The sequence below is a fragment of the Stackebrandtia soli genome (assembly GCF_965137155.1).
In the GTDB taxonomy this organism is placed as follows: domain Bacteria; phylum Actinomycetota; class Actinomycetes; order Mycobacteriales; family Micromonosporaceae; genus Stackebrandtia; species Stackebrandtia soli.
In genome coordinates this window covers 1-14938 of the sequence record NZ_CBCRZX010000043.1, presented here as the reverse complement: position 1 = coordinate 14938, position 14938 = coordinate 1, and the positions used below count along the sequence as shown (strand labels likewise).

At 66.8% G+C, this 14938-nt stretch carries 17 protein-coding genes; 9 read left to right on the top strand and 8 right to left on the bottom strand.

Annotation, left to right across the window (positions count from 1 at the left end; all coding sequences use genetic code 11):
* Positions 1-2 precede the first annotated feature (2 nt).
* Together ACM9NP_RS19500 and ACM9NP_RS19495 are read right to left on the bottom strand one after the other, a co-directional pair.
* A complete protein-coding gene (locus ACM9NP_RS19500; RefSeq protein ID WP_415648184.1) occupies positions 3-815 on the bottom strand; it encodes a MerR family transcriptional regulator in 813 nt (270 codons plus the stop codon).
* A gap of 74 nt (positions 816-889) precedes the next feature.
* Complete coding sequence (locus tag ACM9NP_RS19495; RefSeq protein WP_415648183.1) at positions 890-1378, bottom strand: VOC family protein; 489 nt, start codon at positions 1376-1378, stop codon at positions 890-892.
* Positions 1379-1823: 445 nt separating this feature from the next.
* Between ACM9NP_RS19495 and ACM9NP_RS19490 the strand changes: the two genes are divergently transcribed.
* Together ACM9NP_RS19490 and ACM9NP_RS19485 are read left to right on the top strand one after the other, a co-directional pair.
* Complete coding sequence (locus ACM9NP_RS19490) at positions 1824-2675, top strand: DddA-like double-stranded DNA deaminase toxin (protein WP_415648182.1); 852 nt, start codon at positions 1824-1826, stop codon at positions 2673-2675.
* Positions 2672-3193 (top strand): hypothetical protein, encoded by a 522-nt coding sequence (locus tag ACM9NP_RS19485; protein WP_415648181.1) that lies wholly within the window; start codon positions 2672-2674, stop codon positions 3191-3193. Before ACM9NP_RS19490 ends, ACM9NP_RS19485 begins: the two co-directional genes overlap by 4 nt.
* Before the next feature lie 97 nt (positions 3194-3290).
* Here the strand turns inward: ACM9NP_RS19485 and ACM9NP_RS19480 are convergent, their stop codons facing one another.
* Positions 3291-5279 (bottom strand): cytochrome c oxidase assembly protein, encoded by a 1989-nt coding sequence (locus tag ACM9NP_RS19480; protein WP_415648200.1) that lies wholly within the window; start codon positions 5277-5279, stop codon positions 3291-3293.
* Between the two features lie 367 nt (positions 5280-5646).
* On the opposite strand from ACM9NP_RS19480, the gene ACM9NP_RS19475 reads away from it, so the two are divergent.
* Positions 5647-6333 carry an HAD family hydrolase gene (locus ACM9NP_RS19475; RefSeq protein WP_415648199.1) on the top strand — a complete coding sequence of 229 codons (687 nt, stop codon included), beginning with the start codon at positions 5647-5649 and terminating at the stop codon, positions 6331-6333.
* 10 nt (positions 6334-6343) lie between these two features.
* Here ACM9NP_RS19475 and ACM9NP_RS19470 read toward each other — a convergent pair whose 3' ends face one another.
* Both ACM9NP_RS19470 and ACM9NP_RS19465 read right to left on the bottom strand, forming a co-directional pair.
* Positions 6344-6673, bottom strand: coding sequence for a branched-chain amino acid transporter permease (locus ACM9NP_RS19470; protein WP_415648180.1), 330 nt, complete (start codon positions 6671-6673; stop codon positions 6344-6346).
* Between the two features lies 1 nt (position 6674).
* Entirely contained in the window at positions 6675-7421 is a 747-nt protein-coding gene (locus ACM9NP_RS19465; RefSeq protein ID WP_415648179.1) for an AzlC family ABC transporter permease, read from the bottom strand.
* Between the two features lie 80 nt (positions 7422-7501).
* On the opposite strand from ACM9NP_RS19465, the gene ACM9NP_RS19460 reads away from it, so the two are divergent.
* Complete coding sequence (locus tag ACM9NP_RS19460; protein ID WP_415648178.1) at positions 7502-7942, top strand: Lrp/AsnC family transcriptional regulator; 441 nt, start codon at positions 7502-7504, stop codon at positions 7940-7942.
* A 155-nt stretch (positions 7943-8097) separates the two neighbouring features.
* Here the strand turns inward: ACM9NP_RS19460 and ACM9NP_RS19455 are convergent, their stop codons facing one another.
* The 3 genes from ACM9NP_RS19455 to ACM9NP_RS19445 are packed head-to-tail and all read right to left on the bottom strand — an operon-like array spanning position 8098 to position 9094.
* Positions 8098-8511, bottom strand: coding sequence for a hypothetical protein (locus tag ACM9NP_RS19455; protein WP_415648177.1), 414 nt, complete (start codon positions 8509-8511; stop codon positions 8098-8100).
* The gene (locus ACM9NP_RS19450) at positions 8508-8948 is read right to left on the bottom strand and encodes a hypothetical protein (RefSeq protein WP_415648176.1); all 441 of its coding nucleotides are present in this window, start codon (positions 8946-8948) and stop codon (positions 8508-8510) included. Before ACM9NP_RS19450 ends, ACM9NP_RS19455 begins: the two co-directional genes overlap by 4 nt.
* 8 nt (positions 8949-8956) lie before the next feature.
* Positions 8957-9094, bottom strand: coding sequence for a hypothetical protein (locus ACM9NP_RS19445; RefSeq protein ID WP_415648175.1), 138 nt, complete (start codon positions 9092-9094; stop codon positions 8957-8959).
* Positions 9095-9555: 461 nt separating this feature from the next.
* Between ACM9NP_RS19445 and ACM9NP_RS19440 the strand changes: the two genes are divergently transcribed.
* From ACM9NP_RS19440 to ACM9NP_RS19420, 5 genes are all read left to right on the top strand, one after another.
* Positions 9556-10506 (top strand): DsbA family protein, encoded by a 951-nt coding sequence (locus ACM9NP_RS19440; RefSeq protein WP_415648174.1) that lies wholly within the window; start codon positions 9556-9558, stop codon positions 10504-10506.
* Positions 10507-10657: 151 nt separating this feature from the next.
* Positions 10658-11617 (top strand): ABC transporter ATP-binding protein, encoded by a 960-nt coding sequence (locus ACM9NP_RS19435; protein ID WP_415648173.1) that lies wholly within the window; start codon positions 10658-10660, stop codon positions 11615-11617.
* On the top strand, positions 11614-12468 hold the full coding sequence (locus ACM9NP_RS19430; RefSeq protein WP_415648172.1) for an ABC transporter permease: 855 nt from the start codon (positions 11614-11616) through the stop codon (positions 12466-12468). The genes ACM9NP_RS19435 and ACM9NP_RS19430 overlap by 4 nt, the downstream gene beginning before the upstream one ends.
* Before the next feature lie 117 nt (positions 12469-12585).
* A complete protein-coding gene (locus ACM9NP_RS19425; RefSeq protein WP_415648198.1) occupies positions 12586-12780 on the top strand; it encodes a helix-turn-helix transcriptional regulator in 195 nt (64 codons plus the stop codon).
* Between the two features lie 402 nt (positions 12781-13182).
* The gene (locus ACM9NP_RS19420) at positions 13183-14217 is read left to right on the top strand and encodes a GNAT family N-acetyltransferase (protein WP_415648171.1); all 1035 of its coding nucleotides are present in this window, start codon (positions 13183-13185) and stop codon (positions 14215-14217) included.
* Positions 14218-14938: the final 721 nt, after the last annotated feature.

Here is a 14938-nt window from a genome sequence, read left to right as displayed (position 1 = left end):
GGTCATTCCCAGGTCGCCGAATCGGGATCGACGCCGTGTTCGCGCGCGTTCGCGAAGATCACGTCCCGCAGCCAGACGGTCAGACCGGGCGCGTACGCGTCGTAGTGGTCGGCATAACCCGGCTCCTCGACGAACCTCCGTCCGATACACGCCTGCATCGAATGCGTGCAGTCGAAGTATGTGGACAACAGCGCGCGATGCCGTTCCGCGAGTCGGTTCGCCTCAACGGAACCGGGCGCGACCCCGGCGCGTTTCGCGGTGGCGAGGTCGGCCTCCAGGGTCGTTGTCGCGGCCGAGACCTCCCGCCAATCCTCCGTCGTCAGCTTCGCCGCCCGCTCCGCGTACTGCGTCCACTGCGCGGTGTCGCCCCAGAGTTCCTCCGCCTCGCCGACCCAGTCGGGGTTCCAGTCGTCACCGAAGATGTCGACCTGCTCCTGCGGCGTCAACCGCATGCCGGTCGCCGACACGTCCAACATGCGATCGACGGCGCTCACCATCGTTTGAAGCCGCGAGATCCGGTCGACGAGCTGGGAACGTTGGCGGCGCAGGTGATCCCGCGCGTCGACGCTCGGGTCGTCCAGGATGCGGCCGATCTCGGCGAGCGGCAGCCCCAACTCCCGGTAGACGAGCACCCGGTGCACCCGGGCGATGTCCTCACCGGAGTACACGCGGTACCCGGACCAGGTTCGACTGCTCGGCCGCACCAGGCCGATCGCGTCCCAATGGTGCAGGGTCTTTACGCTGACCCCGACGAGCGCCGCCGCGCGGCCGACCGTGAGACCGTCGGCGGACACCTCGTGCTCGTCGTTCGTCATGGATCCATCGTCGCTCACGGCGGCAGGGGACCGCACCGTAGTGCGGCCCCCTGCCGGTGCCCACGTGCGGAGGTTCACGACTCCAGCGTGCCCCAACCGATGTCGCGAAGGTTCTGCTCCTCGACGCTGCCCGGCACGATCGGGCGGGCGGCCGTCATGACGACCCGCGTGTTCTCGGGCGTGATGATCGTCAGGTCGGTGGAGTTCCACGGCGTCTCGCTGCGGCTCGTGCACCCGGGGACGAGGTCTTCGCAACGGTCGACGAGCTCGTCGATCTGACTCAGCACGCACGTGAAACTGACCTCGGTGCCGGTCGCCCGCGGGGCGCCGTCGCCGGGGACGAGGAGGACGTCCTGGAAGGCCCAGCGACGCAGGTGCGTCAACTGACCCGGGATCGTGAACAGGTCGATGAACCCGAGCGCCTCGATCCAGAAGCGTTTCGACGCCTCGAAGTCGTCGGCGGGGATCTTGGTGAACATCGGCATGCCGTAGATCTGGCGGCAGACCTCGGGTGCCGTCGCGTCGAGGGCCGGCATGGGAACGGGGCTGATGAATTCGTTCATGACTCGATCGTCAAGCCTCCGGTCGCGTCAGGGTCAAGTCGGTGTGACCCAGGTCATCGCAAAGTCGTTGGGGCGGCGTTCGCGCGCGCCGCGCCATGCCGGACGGTTCGAGTTACGGCCCGGGCAGGGCGCGGCCAGGCGCTTCCTGTTGAACACCAGCGATTCCCAGTGAAGGCCGGGTGGCCCGAGACTCTCGGCTTGGTGGGGCGGTGCACAGGTCGGGAAGGTCTGCTCGGGGCAGGAGGGGAGACCCACCAAGCCGTGAAAGACGACCCCCCACGACACTGGGCGGCACCCCGAACCACCCCCGGTACTCCGGCCGGGGTCGACCGCACGGGCGAGATCACCGAGTCCGCGCCATCTCGATTCCCTAGACCATGAGTCGGTCGCGCGACCTCACGGTCGGTCATAATGAAGTCCGGCCACAACCCAGAGGAGACAACGGATGTCGAGTGCTGCTGAGGAACTGTTGACGGCGGTCTCGTCGGCCGAGGCGCAGTCGCGGGAGTCCACCGCGGTGATCAGCGCGGCGACGTCGGCCGCCGAATCCGCCGACAGCGCGTTCCAGATCGCGGGTGGCGCGGACAAGCTCGCCTTGGTGGCGACGATCCGGGGCGCATTGGACGAGGCGATCGGCATGCAGTCCCAAGTGGAGGCGAAGCTCGTGGAAGCGTACGGCTGGGCCGAACAGCTCAACGCGGGCAAGTTAGGGCCAACCCCGACCGCCTCGGGCCCCACCTCGCCGACGGAGAGCGGCGAGGCGTCCGACGCGAGGTCGGACGTGTCCAAGCGCTGGGCGCCACCGCTGCCGGGTTTCAGCCCGAGGCGTCCACATCCTGAGGCCGAGCGGGAAATGCGACGTGTCGGCTGGCCCCGGAGCAGTTGGCGGAAGAGCGCCATAAGCGCGAGGGCTCATGTGTATGACGGGAATGGTCGACGGATGACCGACGAGCCACCGCGCCCACACCATCCGAATGGAGCTCCCGCGTGCGAGGATCTGCGGGAACCGTGGCGGTCGGACGAGTGTTACACGACGACATGGCATGTCGAACGTGACGCTGGGGAGCAGATCCGCGATGCCGTGAAAGCCGGTCACACCGGGCCGTTCGCGTTCTACTTGAACACCCCTATGTGCGGACGTCCTCCCGATACTCCACCGTACGAACCACATCCGAAGCGCTGCACGGAGAACTTCCCGGCGCTGGTTCCGGAAGGCACGGAGGACTATGTTCACGTCGTCAACCAACGCGGTACCCGGGTTCGTCGGATCGAAGGCACAGGAGAGGCGATCGCGTGAGTGACTTTGGATATGACCGCCCGGTTGAGGCGGATCCGGAGATTCTTCGGGAATTGTGGTCGAAAGTGGATTCGCTGTCGTCCGATGCTCTGGGCAGGTACGCGCGCAGTCTCGGCGTGCGGCCCCCCAGCGTTCCGCCGAACGCGTATTGGGACATCGGAGTCGCTTACCCCACCGATGAAGAGGATGGGGTGCTGTACTGGTTCGGGCCGGATCCATCCGAGTTCATAACGGACGAATGGGAACGCTTCGACACCTCCGTGGCGGCCGAGCCGAGTGTGCTGGCCGACCTACGACAGGTCGAGCACTCGATGTCGGCGAGAGCGCTGGCCCGCTACGCCGAGTCGACATACGGCCTGCGTCCGCCTGACGGTGCGCCCTTCGCCCGATGGGAGATCGTGAGCGTGCACCAAGACGACGACCCTGACAGTACCGACAATGGCGTTCTCTATTGGACAAGACCATACCCGGACGGCCCCGGCGGCGAGGGGTACGGCGCTGAGACCTTTCAGGGCTGACGGCTGACGATCGCGGTCCGGCCGCCCCGAATGGAGGCCGCCAGTCCGTCCAGTGTGTCCTTTCGGCTCGACGCCGCCCGTGACGGAAGCGCGGCTGTCAGTCGCGTAGGCCCGCCTTGCGGTCGGCCTCGGCCAGTTTCGCCAGGTAGGCGTTGTACTGCTCCAGCGGGTCGTCGTCGGTGTTGCCGGTCTCCTCGGCGCGGTCGGCGGCGCGGTCGAAACGGCGGGCCTCGCGGTCGTCGCTGCGGGACCACTGCCAGATGAGCGCGCCCAACACGAGCAGGCTCGGTATCTCGCCGAACGCCCAGGCGATGCCGCCGCCGGCGCGCTGATCCTCGATCGGAGTGGAACCCCAGTCCCGGACGAGCAGGTTGTACCAGTCACCGGCGATAACGTCGCTGGACTGCATGATCGTCAGCCCGAAGATCGTGTGGAAGACGATCGAGACGAAGAACAGCAGGATTTTCGCCGGGTACGGGAGTCGACGCGGCGCCGGGTCGGGCCCGATGATGAGCCAGAAGAACAGGCCGCCGGCCGCCATGAAGTGGAAGACCATGAACAGGTGCCCGGCGTGGTCGCGCATCGCCCACTCGAACAGGCCCGTGAAGTACATCATGTAGAGGCTGAACACGTACAGCCCCAACGCGATCAGCGGATGCGAGACGGCCGTGACGAACCGCGAGTGGATCAGCAGCAACAGCCATTCGCGCGGCCCGCGCCCGCTCGACGGGGGGATCGCCCGCAACGCGAGCGTGATCGGCGCCGACAACACGAGCAGGATGGGGATCAGCATGTTCAACGTCATGTGCTGTGCCATGTGGACGCTGAACAGGACCATGCTGTACCGGCCGACGCCCGACGACGTCACGAACACCGCGAGGAGCCAACCGATAGTCCACAGCAGGGTCCGACTCACCGGCCAGGAGTCGCCCCGTCGGCGCAGCCGCCGCACCCCCGCGAGGTACAGGCCGATCGCGGCGATCGCCATGGCGCACACCAACACCGACGGATACCAGTCGAACAGCAGCGCGCGGGGCGTGAGCGGCCCGGGCATGGGGAAGCCGAGCAGCGTCGTCGCGGCCGTCTCCTCGACGACCTCGCCGGACGGCGGTGGCGTCCGTGACAGCGCGACGGCCAGCCCGAACGTCGCCGCCATGATGACGACCTCGACGGCGGCGAGCCGCGCGAAGACACCCCCGCGTCCGCCGTCGAGCGCCGGGATGGTCGAGCGCCGGTGCCAGAAACCGAAGCCGCCCAACAGGACCAGGGCGGCGACCTTGATCAGGACGAACCGGCCGTAGTCGGTGCCGGTCAGATCGGCGACGCTCGGCACGCGGGTGGCGGCGTTGACGGCTCCGGAGGCGGCGACCGCGACGAACGCGACTCCGGCGATCCGTGAGTATCGCCGGACGGCGGTGGCGCGGGTGCGGCGCGCCAGCAACAGCGCCAGCAGTCCGCCCGTCCACAGGAGCGCGCCGAGGACGTGCAGGATCATCGAGTCGACGGCGATCTGGTGGTCGCCGCTGGCGGCGGAGTGGCCGGTGAAGACGGCCGGGAGCGCGGCGGCTCCGGCGATGACCGTGGCGAACGCGGCGCCGGACACGCTCAACGTCGTCAACGCGACGGCTCCGGCGACGAGAGCGAGCACCGCCGTCAGGGCGAGCGCGAAACCGTCCTCGGTGTCGGTGACGTAGCTCCAGATTCCGCCTAGTCCAATGGTGGACAGGTCCGTGGCGAAGGTGTCGGCGAGTTTGACGGGCAGTTGCGCGAGCGCGATGACGGCCCAGCCGAGCGCGGCCCATCCGGCGACGCGCAGCCAGCGGTACGACTGGGGCGCGATGCGTCCCTCGTCGCCGTCGACGAAGAACGCGGCGGCGACGGCGCAACCGAGGACGACGACGGCGGCCAGGTCCGCCGCGAGTTTCAGGGCGGGGACGAGCCAGGTGACGAGGGGGCTGCGGGCCGGCAGTCCGGGAGCCGCGTCGGTGATGACACCCCCGCCGAGGTTCAACAGGGTGATCGCGACGACGACGGCGACGAGCAGGCTTCCGACGACGATCGCCGCGACGGTCCTGGTCGGCAGGATCCGGCCCCGGGTCGGGCTCGGGCGGCCGGTCCCGGGTCCCGGGGCGGGCGCTTCCGTGCCGCCGGTGGGTTCGGCGGACGGCGTGAGCCCTCCCGGTTCGGGGGTGTCGGAGCGAGTTTCTACCACGTGTCGATGGTGACCCACGGGCGCGGAGTGGTGCCGCCCGGGTCGATGCCGCGTGATCCGAATCAGTCGACGTGTCTCGTGAGGCGCCAGCGAACCGACGGGGAGCCCGACAGATCACTCCGCTTGGTTGGCCAAATGCACGGCTTGGTTGGGTAAATTTCCAAATCAGGCGTGTTTTCGCAATTTGCCCAACCAAGCGGAACTTTTGCCCAACCAAGCGGAACGAGTAGGCGAGGTGGCGATGGACCTGTCCGGCATCGACGTGATCTGTTTCGACGGGGACGACACGTTGTGGGATTTCGAGACGTCCATGTGGGGCGCCTTGGCGGCGGTGACCGAGCACCTCGAAGCCGCCGGCATCACTCGGCGAGGATCGCCGGTCACTCCGCGCTGGCTGCACTCACTGTGGACGGAGGCGGCGTCGCGGTCGCGCGGCGCGCCGATGGCGTCGATCCGGCGGGAGTCCTTCGCGGCGATGCGCGACGTCTGCGCTCCCGACCGGGACGACCTCGTCGACGAACTGTGGGGCGTGTACCGGGCGTCGCGGTTGGCGGAGTTGCGGTTGTACCCGGACGCGGCCGACGCGCTCACGCGGTTGCGCGCCGATTTCCGGTTGGCGCTCGTCAGCAACGGCAACACCTACCCCGACCAGCTGGGCATCGAGGACGCCTTCGAGGTCGTCGTCATGGCGCAGGATTGTGGTCTGCGCAAGCCCGATCCGGCGATCTACCACCATGTTCGCGGCCTGTTCGGGGTTCCGTCGGGGCGGATCCTGCACGTGGGCGATCATCCCGTCGAGGACGTGACGGCGGCGGCGAACGCGGGTTTCGCCGTGGCCTGGCTGAATCGCCGGGGAACCGAGTGGCCGCTGCCGGATCCGGCGCCGCGGGCGCTGCGTGGTCTCGACGAGTTGCGCGGCCCACGCTGAGTTCACGCGGTCAGTCGAACACCAGGGCACGTAGACCGATGTAGAGGATCGTGCCGCCGATGACGCTGAGGACTGCGTTGCGTCGCCACAGGTGTACCCCGATGGTCGAGGCGAGCGCGATCGCCTCGGGGGCACCGTGATCGCCGGCCAGGATCTCGACGTCGCGCAGGGTGTAGACGACCAGGATCATGAGGATTCCGACGGGCATGTGAAGACTCAGGAATTCGACGATCGGGCGGTCGCGCAGTCGGCTCAGGATCGCGAAAGGCACGGCCCTGAGGGCGAACGTGACGACGAGGATCGTCCCGAGCGAGGCGAGGATGTATCCGGGGTCCGGCATGTCAGGCCCCCGTGCCGGGTGTCGGTGCGCCGCTCGCGCGGCGGGTAAGGAGGTATCGCGCGACGAGGCCCGCGACGAAGAGCCCCATGCCGATGATGAGCATGTGTTCGTGGCTGATCGCGAGCGCGAGGAGCGCCGAGACGAGGGCGATGATCGGCGTCGGGATGTCGCGTTTGGCGCGATAGGCGTCGATCGCGAGGACGACGAACAGCGCGGTCAGCGCGAAGTCGAGGCCGATAATTTGTCCAGGTAGGACTGTCGTGAGGAGTGCCCCGGCGGTCCCGCCGATGATCCAGTACGCCTGGCAGAAGACCTGGATCGCGAGAACGCGGGTCTTGTCCAGGCTGCCGCGCGGCATGGGCGCGGTGAGGGCGTAGGCCTCGTCGGTCAGCGCGTACATGGCGTAGGTCTTCGCGCCGAAACCCGTGATCGTCGACAGGGGGAAGGACAGGGCGTAGAAGACGTGCCGGAAGTTGACGAGGAACGTCGTCAACGCGATCTGGGCCAGCGGGGTGACGGCGAGGATGAGGCCGATCGCGAGGAACTCGAGCGAACCGGCGTAGATGAGCGTCGAGAACAGCGGCGCCCACCACCAGTCGAAACCGGCCTGGACGAGCAGCAGGCCGAACGCGACGCCGATCGGCGCGAGCGCGAAGCCGACGGACACCGTGTCGCGGGCGGCGGCCGCGATGGACGCGCGGGCGCCTCGCCTCGCCGGTCCCACGACCGGCAACACCGTCTCAATCATGCGGCAATGATATGTCTGCGAGAATCTCCGATGATTGCTTCTTCTTGCGATCTGGGACAGTACAACGCAATAATCAATAAGTGGATGCGATAGATAAGGCAATAATCGAGCAGCTCGGCGCCGATGGCCGGATGTCGAACACGGAACTGGCGGCCCGGGTCGGGTTGACCCCGGCGCCGTGTCTGCGACGTGTCCAGCGTCTCGAAGCGGACGGCGTCATCACCGGTTACCGGGCGATCATCGACCCGGCGAGGACGGGGCGGGGTTTCGAGGTCATCGTCAACGCGGACATCGCCGCGATGGACCGCGCGACGGTCGACCGCTTCGAGCGGACCGTCGCGGCCTTCGACGAGGTCGTGGAGTTCCGGCGGATGTTCGGGCTGCGCGACTACTTCATTCGCGTCGCGGTCGCCGATCAGGACGCCTTCGAGCAGTTCCTCGTCACGAAGATGTTCAGCCTCCCCGGCATCGCCAAGATCGACTCCCACCTCACGATGAAGGTCCTCAAGGAACGAACGTAGGGGCGTCGCAGTGCCCGATATCCGCCCGTCGTTCAGGGAGGTCCGTCATGAGCAGGGGTCGTTCCCGGGAGCGGGCATGACCGGTCACGGTCATGGAGGTCGTCGTGTCCCTTGCCTTGACGACGAGTCTTATCAAGGGATCGCGGCATTCCGAGTCAGGCGGTGGTCGCCGCCAGGATGTCGTCGACGAAGGACGTCAACTCGTCTTGAGTGGACTCGTTCTCGCTGCACAGGGCATAGGGCAGGAGCCGCAACAGCAGCCGAATCCGGGCCGGATCGGTGTCCTCCGGCGCGTCGTCGAAGCCGTGCGCGGAACGGATGATGGCGGTCAACGCGTCGTCGTCGATGAGGTGGGCGCCGTCCGGGAAGCGGGAACGCAACGCGGTGCCGAACTCGGCGATCGTCTCGCCGTCCGGCAACGCCTCGAACTTACGCAGGATCGCCATCGTCGTCGCGGTCGCGAGCAGCCGAAGCACCCGCGCGTTGCCGAGTCTTCGCTCGGGAATGATCGGGAGCGCCCCGATCGTCGTCACGGCCGCTTCGACGACGCGTCTTTCGTCGTTGTTCATGCGGCGTCGGGCTCCGCCTCGTCGAGCAGCCGCTCCGCCTGATCGAGGATCCCGGCGATGCTGTCGGCGCTGGCGTCGGCGTCGGCGAAGATCTTCCGGGTCAGCGTCAACTGGACGCGCATGCCCGTTCCGGGTGGGATCGTGTCGAGGAGGTGTTCCTCGCCGAGCGCCGCGCGCACGACCCCGTTGATGACGGCGCCCATGGTGCCGTCCGGGTCCGAGACGGCCGTGGTCGCGTCGGTGACGAAGTCGCGGATGGCCTCGGGGCTCGAATCGGCCGTGAAGCGGCCCTTGACGGCGAGGCTGAAGACCGCGGCCACGAGCATTCCCGAGTCGCGCCACGCGACGTCGCCGAGCGCGTCACTGAGCTGGTCGGCCCGGTTGAAATCACCGGTGTAGATGGCCTGCAACACTTCCCGGTAGGCGGCTCGGCTCATGCGTGTCCTCATTCCATGCGGTGGCGACCCTGGAGATCGTCCCCGTCATCGGGCGGATCGGCGGTGGCGGCCCAGGACGTCGCGGCCGAGTCGAAGCCGCGTACGACCACACGTGTTATGCGGGGCTTCTTCGCCTGAACGTTCACCGGTTCGCCTCGCGCGACCTGAGATGGCGAGACAACCTCGAGCTCCGTCACTCGGGCGGGGTCGGGGTATCCCCCACCGTAACATTTCCGCCCCTTCGAGTGGCATCCAATGACACAGTGGACACTCTGTTTCGGCGCCGCCCGTTGGCCGACCCGGTGGCGCGCGATGATCCGTCTGTTGTGGATACCTCAGGGATTCGCTTGGTTGGGCAAATTGCGAAAACACGCCTAATTCGAACATTTGCCCAACCAAGCGAGACGTTTAACCAACCAAGCGGAGCAGACGGAGGGGTCGTCGTTCGGGCACCGTGACGGTGAACGGGTACCAGTTCTGGGCGATCTCGTTGAGCGGTTCCTCCAGAGGCGGGTGGGCACCTCTGAACCGCTAGGAGTCGACGTTGACGCAGGCTGTAGTCGTCGAGGAAGCAGGACGTCGCGGAGTGTCGGTACGATGGGACGTCATGAGTGATCCGCAACGTCCATCCGATCACGGCTACCCTGACGGGCCCGGTTGGCCGCAGCACAACCCGCCGACCGATGCCCCGTTCGAGCCGGTTGAGTACGTGCTGGAGGAGAACCAGGGCTATCCGGACGCGCCGCCGGCCGCCCATCACATGCCGCAGCACCCACAACAGACGCCGCAGGGCCCGTACCCGCGGCAGGCTCCGCATGCCCCCTACCCGCAACAGCCGCCCCCGCACCACGGACCGCAGCCCGGTGGCCCGCCACAGTGGATGCCTCAGCCGCCTCCGCAGCGATCGAAGGCGGGCCCGATCATCGCCATCGCGCTGGCGGTGGTGCTCGTCCTCGGTCTCGGCGCGTGGGGTGTCATCGAGCTCTCCAGCCCGGACGGCACCGGCGATGATTCGGACAAGACCGCGTCGGGCGAGCCGCGCGCCGAGACCCGCGACGGCGGGATTCTCGTCGGGAAGGGCGATACGAAGGTCGAGATCTTCCTGGACTTCGGCTGCCCGCCGTGCCAGGACTTCGAGTCGCAGTTCGGCGACCGCATCGCCAGCGCGACGGAGGCCAACGCCGTCGAGGTGGTCTATCACCCCCTCGGCGTGCTCGACCAGCGCAACGAGGAGTATTCGTCGCGGGCTGCTGCGGCGGCGATCTGCGCGGCCGACGAGTACGCGTTCCAGTCCTACGCCGGAGCCCTCTTCGACCAGCAGCCCGCCGAGGGGTCGGCTCTGGAGAACGCGACCCTGATCGAGATCGGGACGAACCTGGGGCTCTCCAACTCTTTCGACAACTGCGTCAACGATGACACCTACGTCGATTGGGTTAAGTCGCGGACGAAGGAGAAACTCGACGGCGGGGTCGTCGGGGTTCCCCTGGTGCGCGTCAACGGGGAGGACCTCACGAATCCCACCGACTTCGAAGAGACGTTGCGGGAGCTCGGGTACTGATCTAAGTCTCTGAATCCATGGATGGGGGTGGCCCGACGGGCCGCCCCCATCGTCATGTGGTGGTGACCGTCACTCGATACACGATAATACTTCGATATGTAGTAGATGTACTATCGATTTCTCTAGTTCTTGTATGGAAAGGGCAAGGTCTATGACGGAACCGGATGCCGTCGGTCAGCCCCCGGCCGGTGACACCGCCCTGGCGATCGACGTCCGCGACTTGCGCATGCGATACGGCAGCAACGACGTCCTGAACGGCGTGACCTTCAACGCCAAACCCGGCGAGGTCATCGCACTGCTCGGGCCCAACGGCGCGGGCAAAACCACCACGATCGAAATCCTCGAAGGCTTCCGGATGCGTTCCGACGGACACGTTCGCGTCCTCGACACCGACCCCGCGCACGGCCGTGAGGCGTGGCGCGCCCGGTTCGGGATCGTCCTGCAGTCGTGGCGCGACCACGGGCGCTGGAAGGTTCGCGAGCTGCTCAACCACCTCGGTTCGCTGTACGCCCCATACGGCGGCGAAGGGATCGAGCGGCCGTGGAACACCGATGAACTCATCGAGGTCGTCGGCCTCACGGAGCACATCGACAAGCGAGTCAACAGCCTGTCCGGCGGGCAGCGTCGTCGACTCGACGTCGCGATCGGCATCGTCGGCCGTCCGGAACTGTTGTTCCTCGACGAGCCCACCGTCGGCTTCGACCCGCACGCCAGGCGCGAGTTCCACGATCTGGTGCATCGCCTGTCGGACATGGATTCCACCACGATCCTGCTGACGACGCACGACCTGGACGAGGCCGAGAAGCTCGCGGACCGGATCCTCATCCTGGCGGGTGGACGCATCATCGCGGACGGTTCCGCCGAAGAACTCTCCCGACGAATGTCCACTGAGGCTGAAGTCCGGTGGACCGTCAACGGGAAACGCCTCATTCATTCGACCCTGGAACCCACCACATACGTGCGCGAACTCTTCGCGCAGCACGGAGCGGACTTGGAGGACCTGGAGGTTCGCCGAGCCACCTTGGAAGAGACGTACATGAACATGGTTCAGCAGTTCGAGGCCGGCAAAGTCGAATCGGCCGTTCGCGCGTTCGAGGAGGTAACCCGATGAATCTCGATTGGACTCCGATTCGGGCCGGGATCAACCGGGGCGGCATCCTCGTCAAGCAGAGCCTGACGAGCCCGTCGGAGATGTTCGGTTCGCTGTTCCCGTCGCTGATCGCGATGGTCGTCATGATCTTCCTGCGCGACACCGATGTCGCCGGGGCCGGCCCGGTCTCGCTCGGGTCGATGATGTTGCCGAGTCTCCTCGGCATGAACATCGCCTTCTCCGGCCTCATGGGCATGCTCAGCGTCCTCGTCATGGAGCGTACCGACGGAACCCTGTTGCGCGCCAAGGCGATCCCGGGTGGAATGACGGCGTACCTGCTCGGCGTGACCCTGTCGACGTCGGCGTGGGCGTTCGTGTCGACCGTGATCGTCATGGTCCCCGGCCTGTTGATCTTCGACAACGTCGCCTTGGCGTCGGTCGGTTCCTGGGTGACGCTGCTGCTCGTCGTCATCGTCGGTCTACTCGCGACGATGCCGCTCGGTGCCGTCCTCGGTGCCACGATCTCCAACCCGCGCAACATGGGTCTGGCGATGCTGCCGATGATGGGCCTGATCGCCATCTCCGGCATCTTCTACCCGATCGCGGCGCTTCCCGGTTGGCTGCAATGGATCGGGCAGGTCTTCCCGATCTACTGGCTTGGGCTCGGCATGCGATCGGCGATGCTGCCCGACGCGATGTCCGCTGTGGAGGTCGCGGGATCGTGGCGGTCGGCCGAAACCTTCCTGGTCCTCGGGGTCTGGGCGATACTCGGTCTCGGATTGGCGCCGGTCATGCTGCGCCGTATGGCACGGCGTGAGTCCGGATCGTCCGTGGCCGCCCGCCGGGCGAAAATGATGGAGAACATGCCGTAGGTCGTGTTCGAGAATCCCGTCCCGGATCTCGAGCAGACCAACGCGTCGACCATCCCCTGTGTTTCGTCGAAAGGACTGTGACCGTTGAGTTCGGAGGTCATCTACAACCGGATCGCGATGCTGCGGGTCGAACGTGGGATCACGCGCCGACAACTGGCCGAAGCGCTGAGCGTGCACTACCAGACGATCGGATACCTGGAGCGGGGCGAGTACAGCCCGAGTCTGTATCTCGCCCTGCGGATCGCGGAGTTCTTCGAGGTCGAGGTGGAGGTCGTCTTCGCCACCGCGCCGTTCCCGCGCATCGGAAGTTAGAAGTCGACCCGTCGGCAGATCGACCGTGACGGCGTCAGGACGCCGTCGGCCGCGTCGCCGAACCGCCCGCGTGCCACCCGGTACGCGGGCGTCTCTGTCGTCTGGGGTGACGACCCACGCGGTTGATAGTGAGCACGCGGACCACGCCGGGTCGCGATGCTCGGCGTAGCTGCTGATGTCCACAATCCTCTCGGTGGGGACCACGATGATCGTGTCGCCCATCGCCCATCGCCCATCGTGCCCAGTCGGCGTGATCCTCGCCTCACCCGAACCGGGACGACGCGGCGCCCGCGAACGACCCGGTCGGCCAGATGAACGACCGACCCGAGCCACCCGTGACGGTGGCCTCAGGCCCTCGCTAAATTGCTGGCGTGGGCGCCGGTCGGTCGTCAGACTGCGGTCATGACGGAAATCGACATCAGACCTCTCAACCCGCTGGACAGCGAGATGGTCGATCAGTGGCTCGACTGCTTCGACGCCTCGATCACCGCTTCCCTGCCCGGGTTCCCGCTGTTCTCTCGTGCGTCCCGGGTGGTTCAACTGACACGTAAGTCGTCGAGCATGAAGCAGGTACACCTGGTCGCGATGATCGACGACAAGGTCGTCGGCTCCACCGAGGTCTCCATGCCGTTGCTGGACAACCTGCACATGGCCGAGTTCGAGTTGGAAGTGCATCCCGACCATCGCCGCCGAGGCGTCGGCACGGCGCTCTATCGCGAAGTGGAACGGGTCGCTCGCGAGAACGACCGCCGGAGCCTGCACATCTACGTCGCGGGGCCGTTGCCGGGCGGGGGCGGGCAGCCGCGTCAGGAGTTCGCGAAGGCGATCGCGGAGTCCGCCGGCTTCGTCGACAGCCTGACGGAGGTGCGGCGCGTCAGCGATCACGAGGCCGTCAGCCCGTTCGACCTCGACGAACTGCTCGCCGACGCCTGGTCGAAGGCCGAGGGCTATGAGTTGCGGCAGTGGATCAACCGGACTCCGGAGGACCTCGTCGACGGCATCGCCTACCTCGACGGGCGGCTGCTTGAGGACGCCCCGACCGGCACTTTGGACATCGAACCGCAACGCGTCGACGCCGACCGCGTCAACGAGCGCGAGCGCAACAACCTCGTCAGGGGCCAGTTGCGCCTCAATACGGCGGTCGTGCACAGCGAGAGCGGACGCGTCGCCGGTTGGACCGATATCGCGGTCAACTCGACTGAGGAGTACGACGCCTGGCAGGGCATCACGATCGTCGGTCCGGATGACCGTGGCCACCGCATCGGGACGATCCTGAAGATCGAGAACCATCGACAGTTGCTCCGCTATCGGCCCCAGGTGCGGCACGTCCACACGTGGAACGCTGCGGTCAACGATCACATGATCTCGATCAACGAGGCGATCGGCTATCGCGCCGTCGACGCCTGGACCGCCTACGAGAAGAAGCTCGACGCATAGGGGGTGCGTGGGAACCTCGTTTCCTGCTGCGACGGAAGAGAATCCCCACACCGCCTCGACCGCGACGACGATGACGCCGGTGCCGACCATGTCGGTGCCGGCTTTCTCATGTCCGCGTCGGACGGCGACGTCGATCGATCCGGCAGGAGACGTCGGTCGCGGACGGTGTCGACATCGGATCATCGCGGAGTGCTCGGCGCCATGTGTCCAAGATCGATCTCATCACGTGGCCGAGGGCACTCCATGTCGTCGAATGATGTACGGCGAACCCCTCGACTCGTGGATCAAGATCCCGGTCGAATGAGCGTGAACCGGGCGGCGGACTCGCCGTCGCCCGGCATCCGTTGGGTCCCCTGAACTGCGATGAGTGCTCTCCGGCAACGCAACTCGTACACCAACGGTTCCCGATGAGGGCCGGGTGGTCTGAAGTCTCCCTGTCCGGGCTTCGAGCCGGGTGGCCGGGGACTTTCGGCTTGGTGGGGCGGGTTACGTGGCCGCAGGGTGGGGCACTGACAGGAGGGGAGACCACCAAGCCGCAGAGGACGACTTCTGCTGGGTCGGTGGGGTGGTGTGTCGTTCGGGTTGGTCGGTGGTCGAGTTTCCCGGCTTGGTGGGTCTTTCTTCCTGTTNGTGNNTCGNCTTGCGGTTTCGTACGTCGCCCCACCAAGCCGTAGAGGGNTCGTGTCGTCGGTAGAGGTGCCCTTGTCCGGGTGGTCTGAAG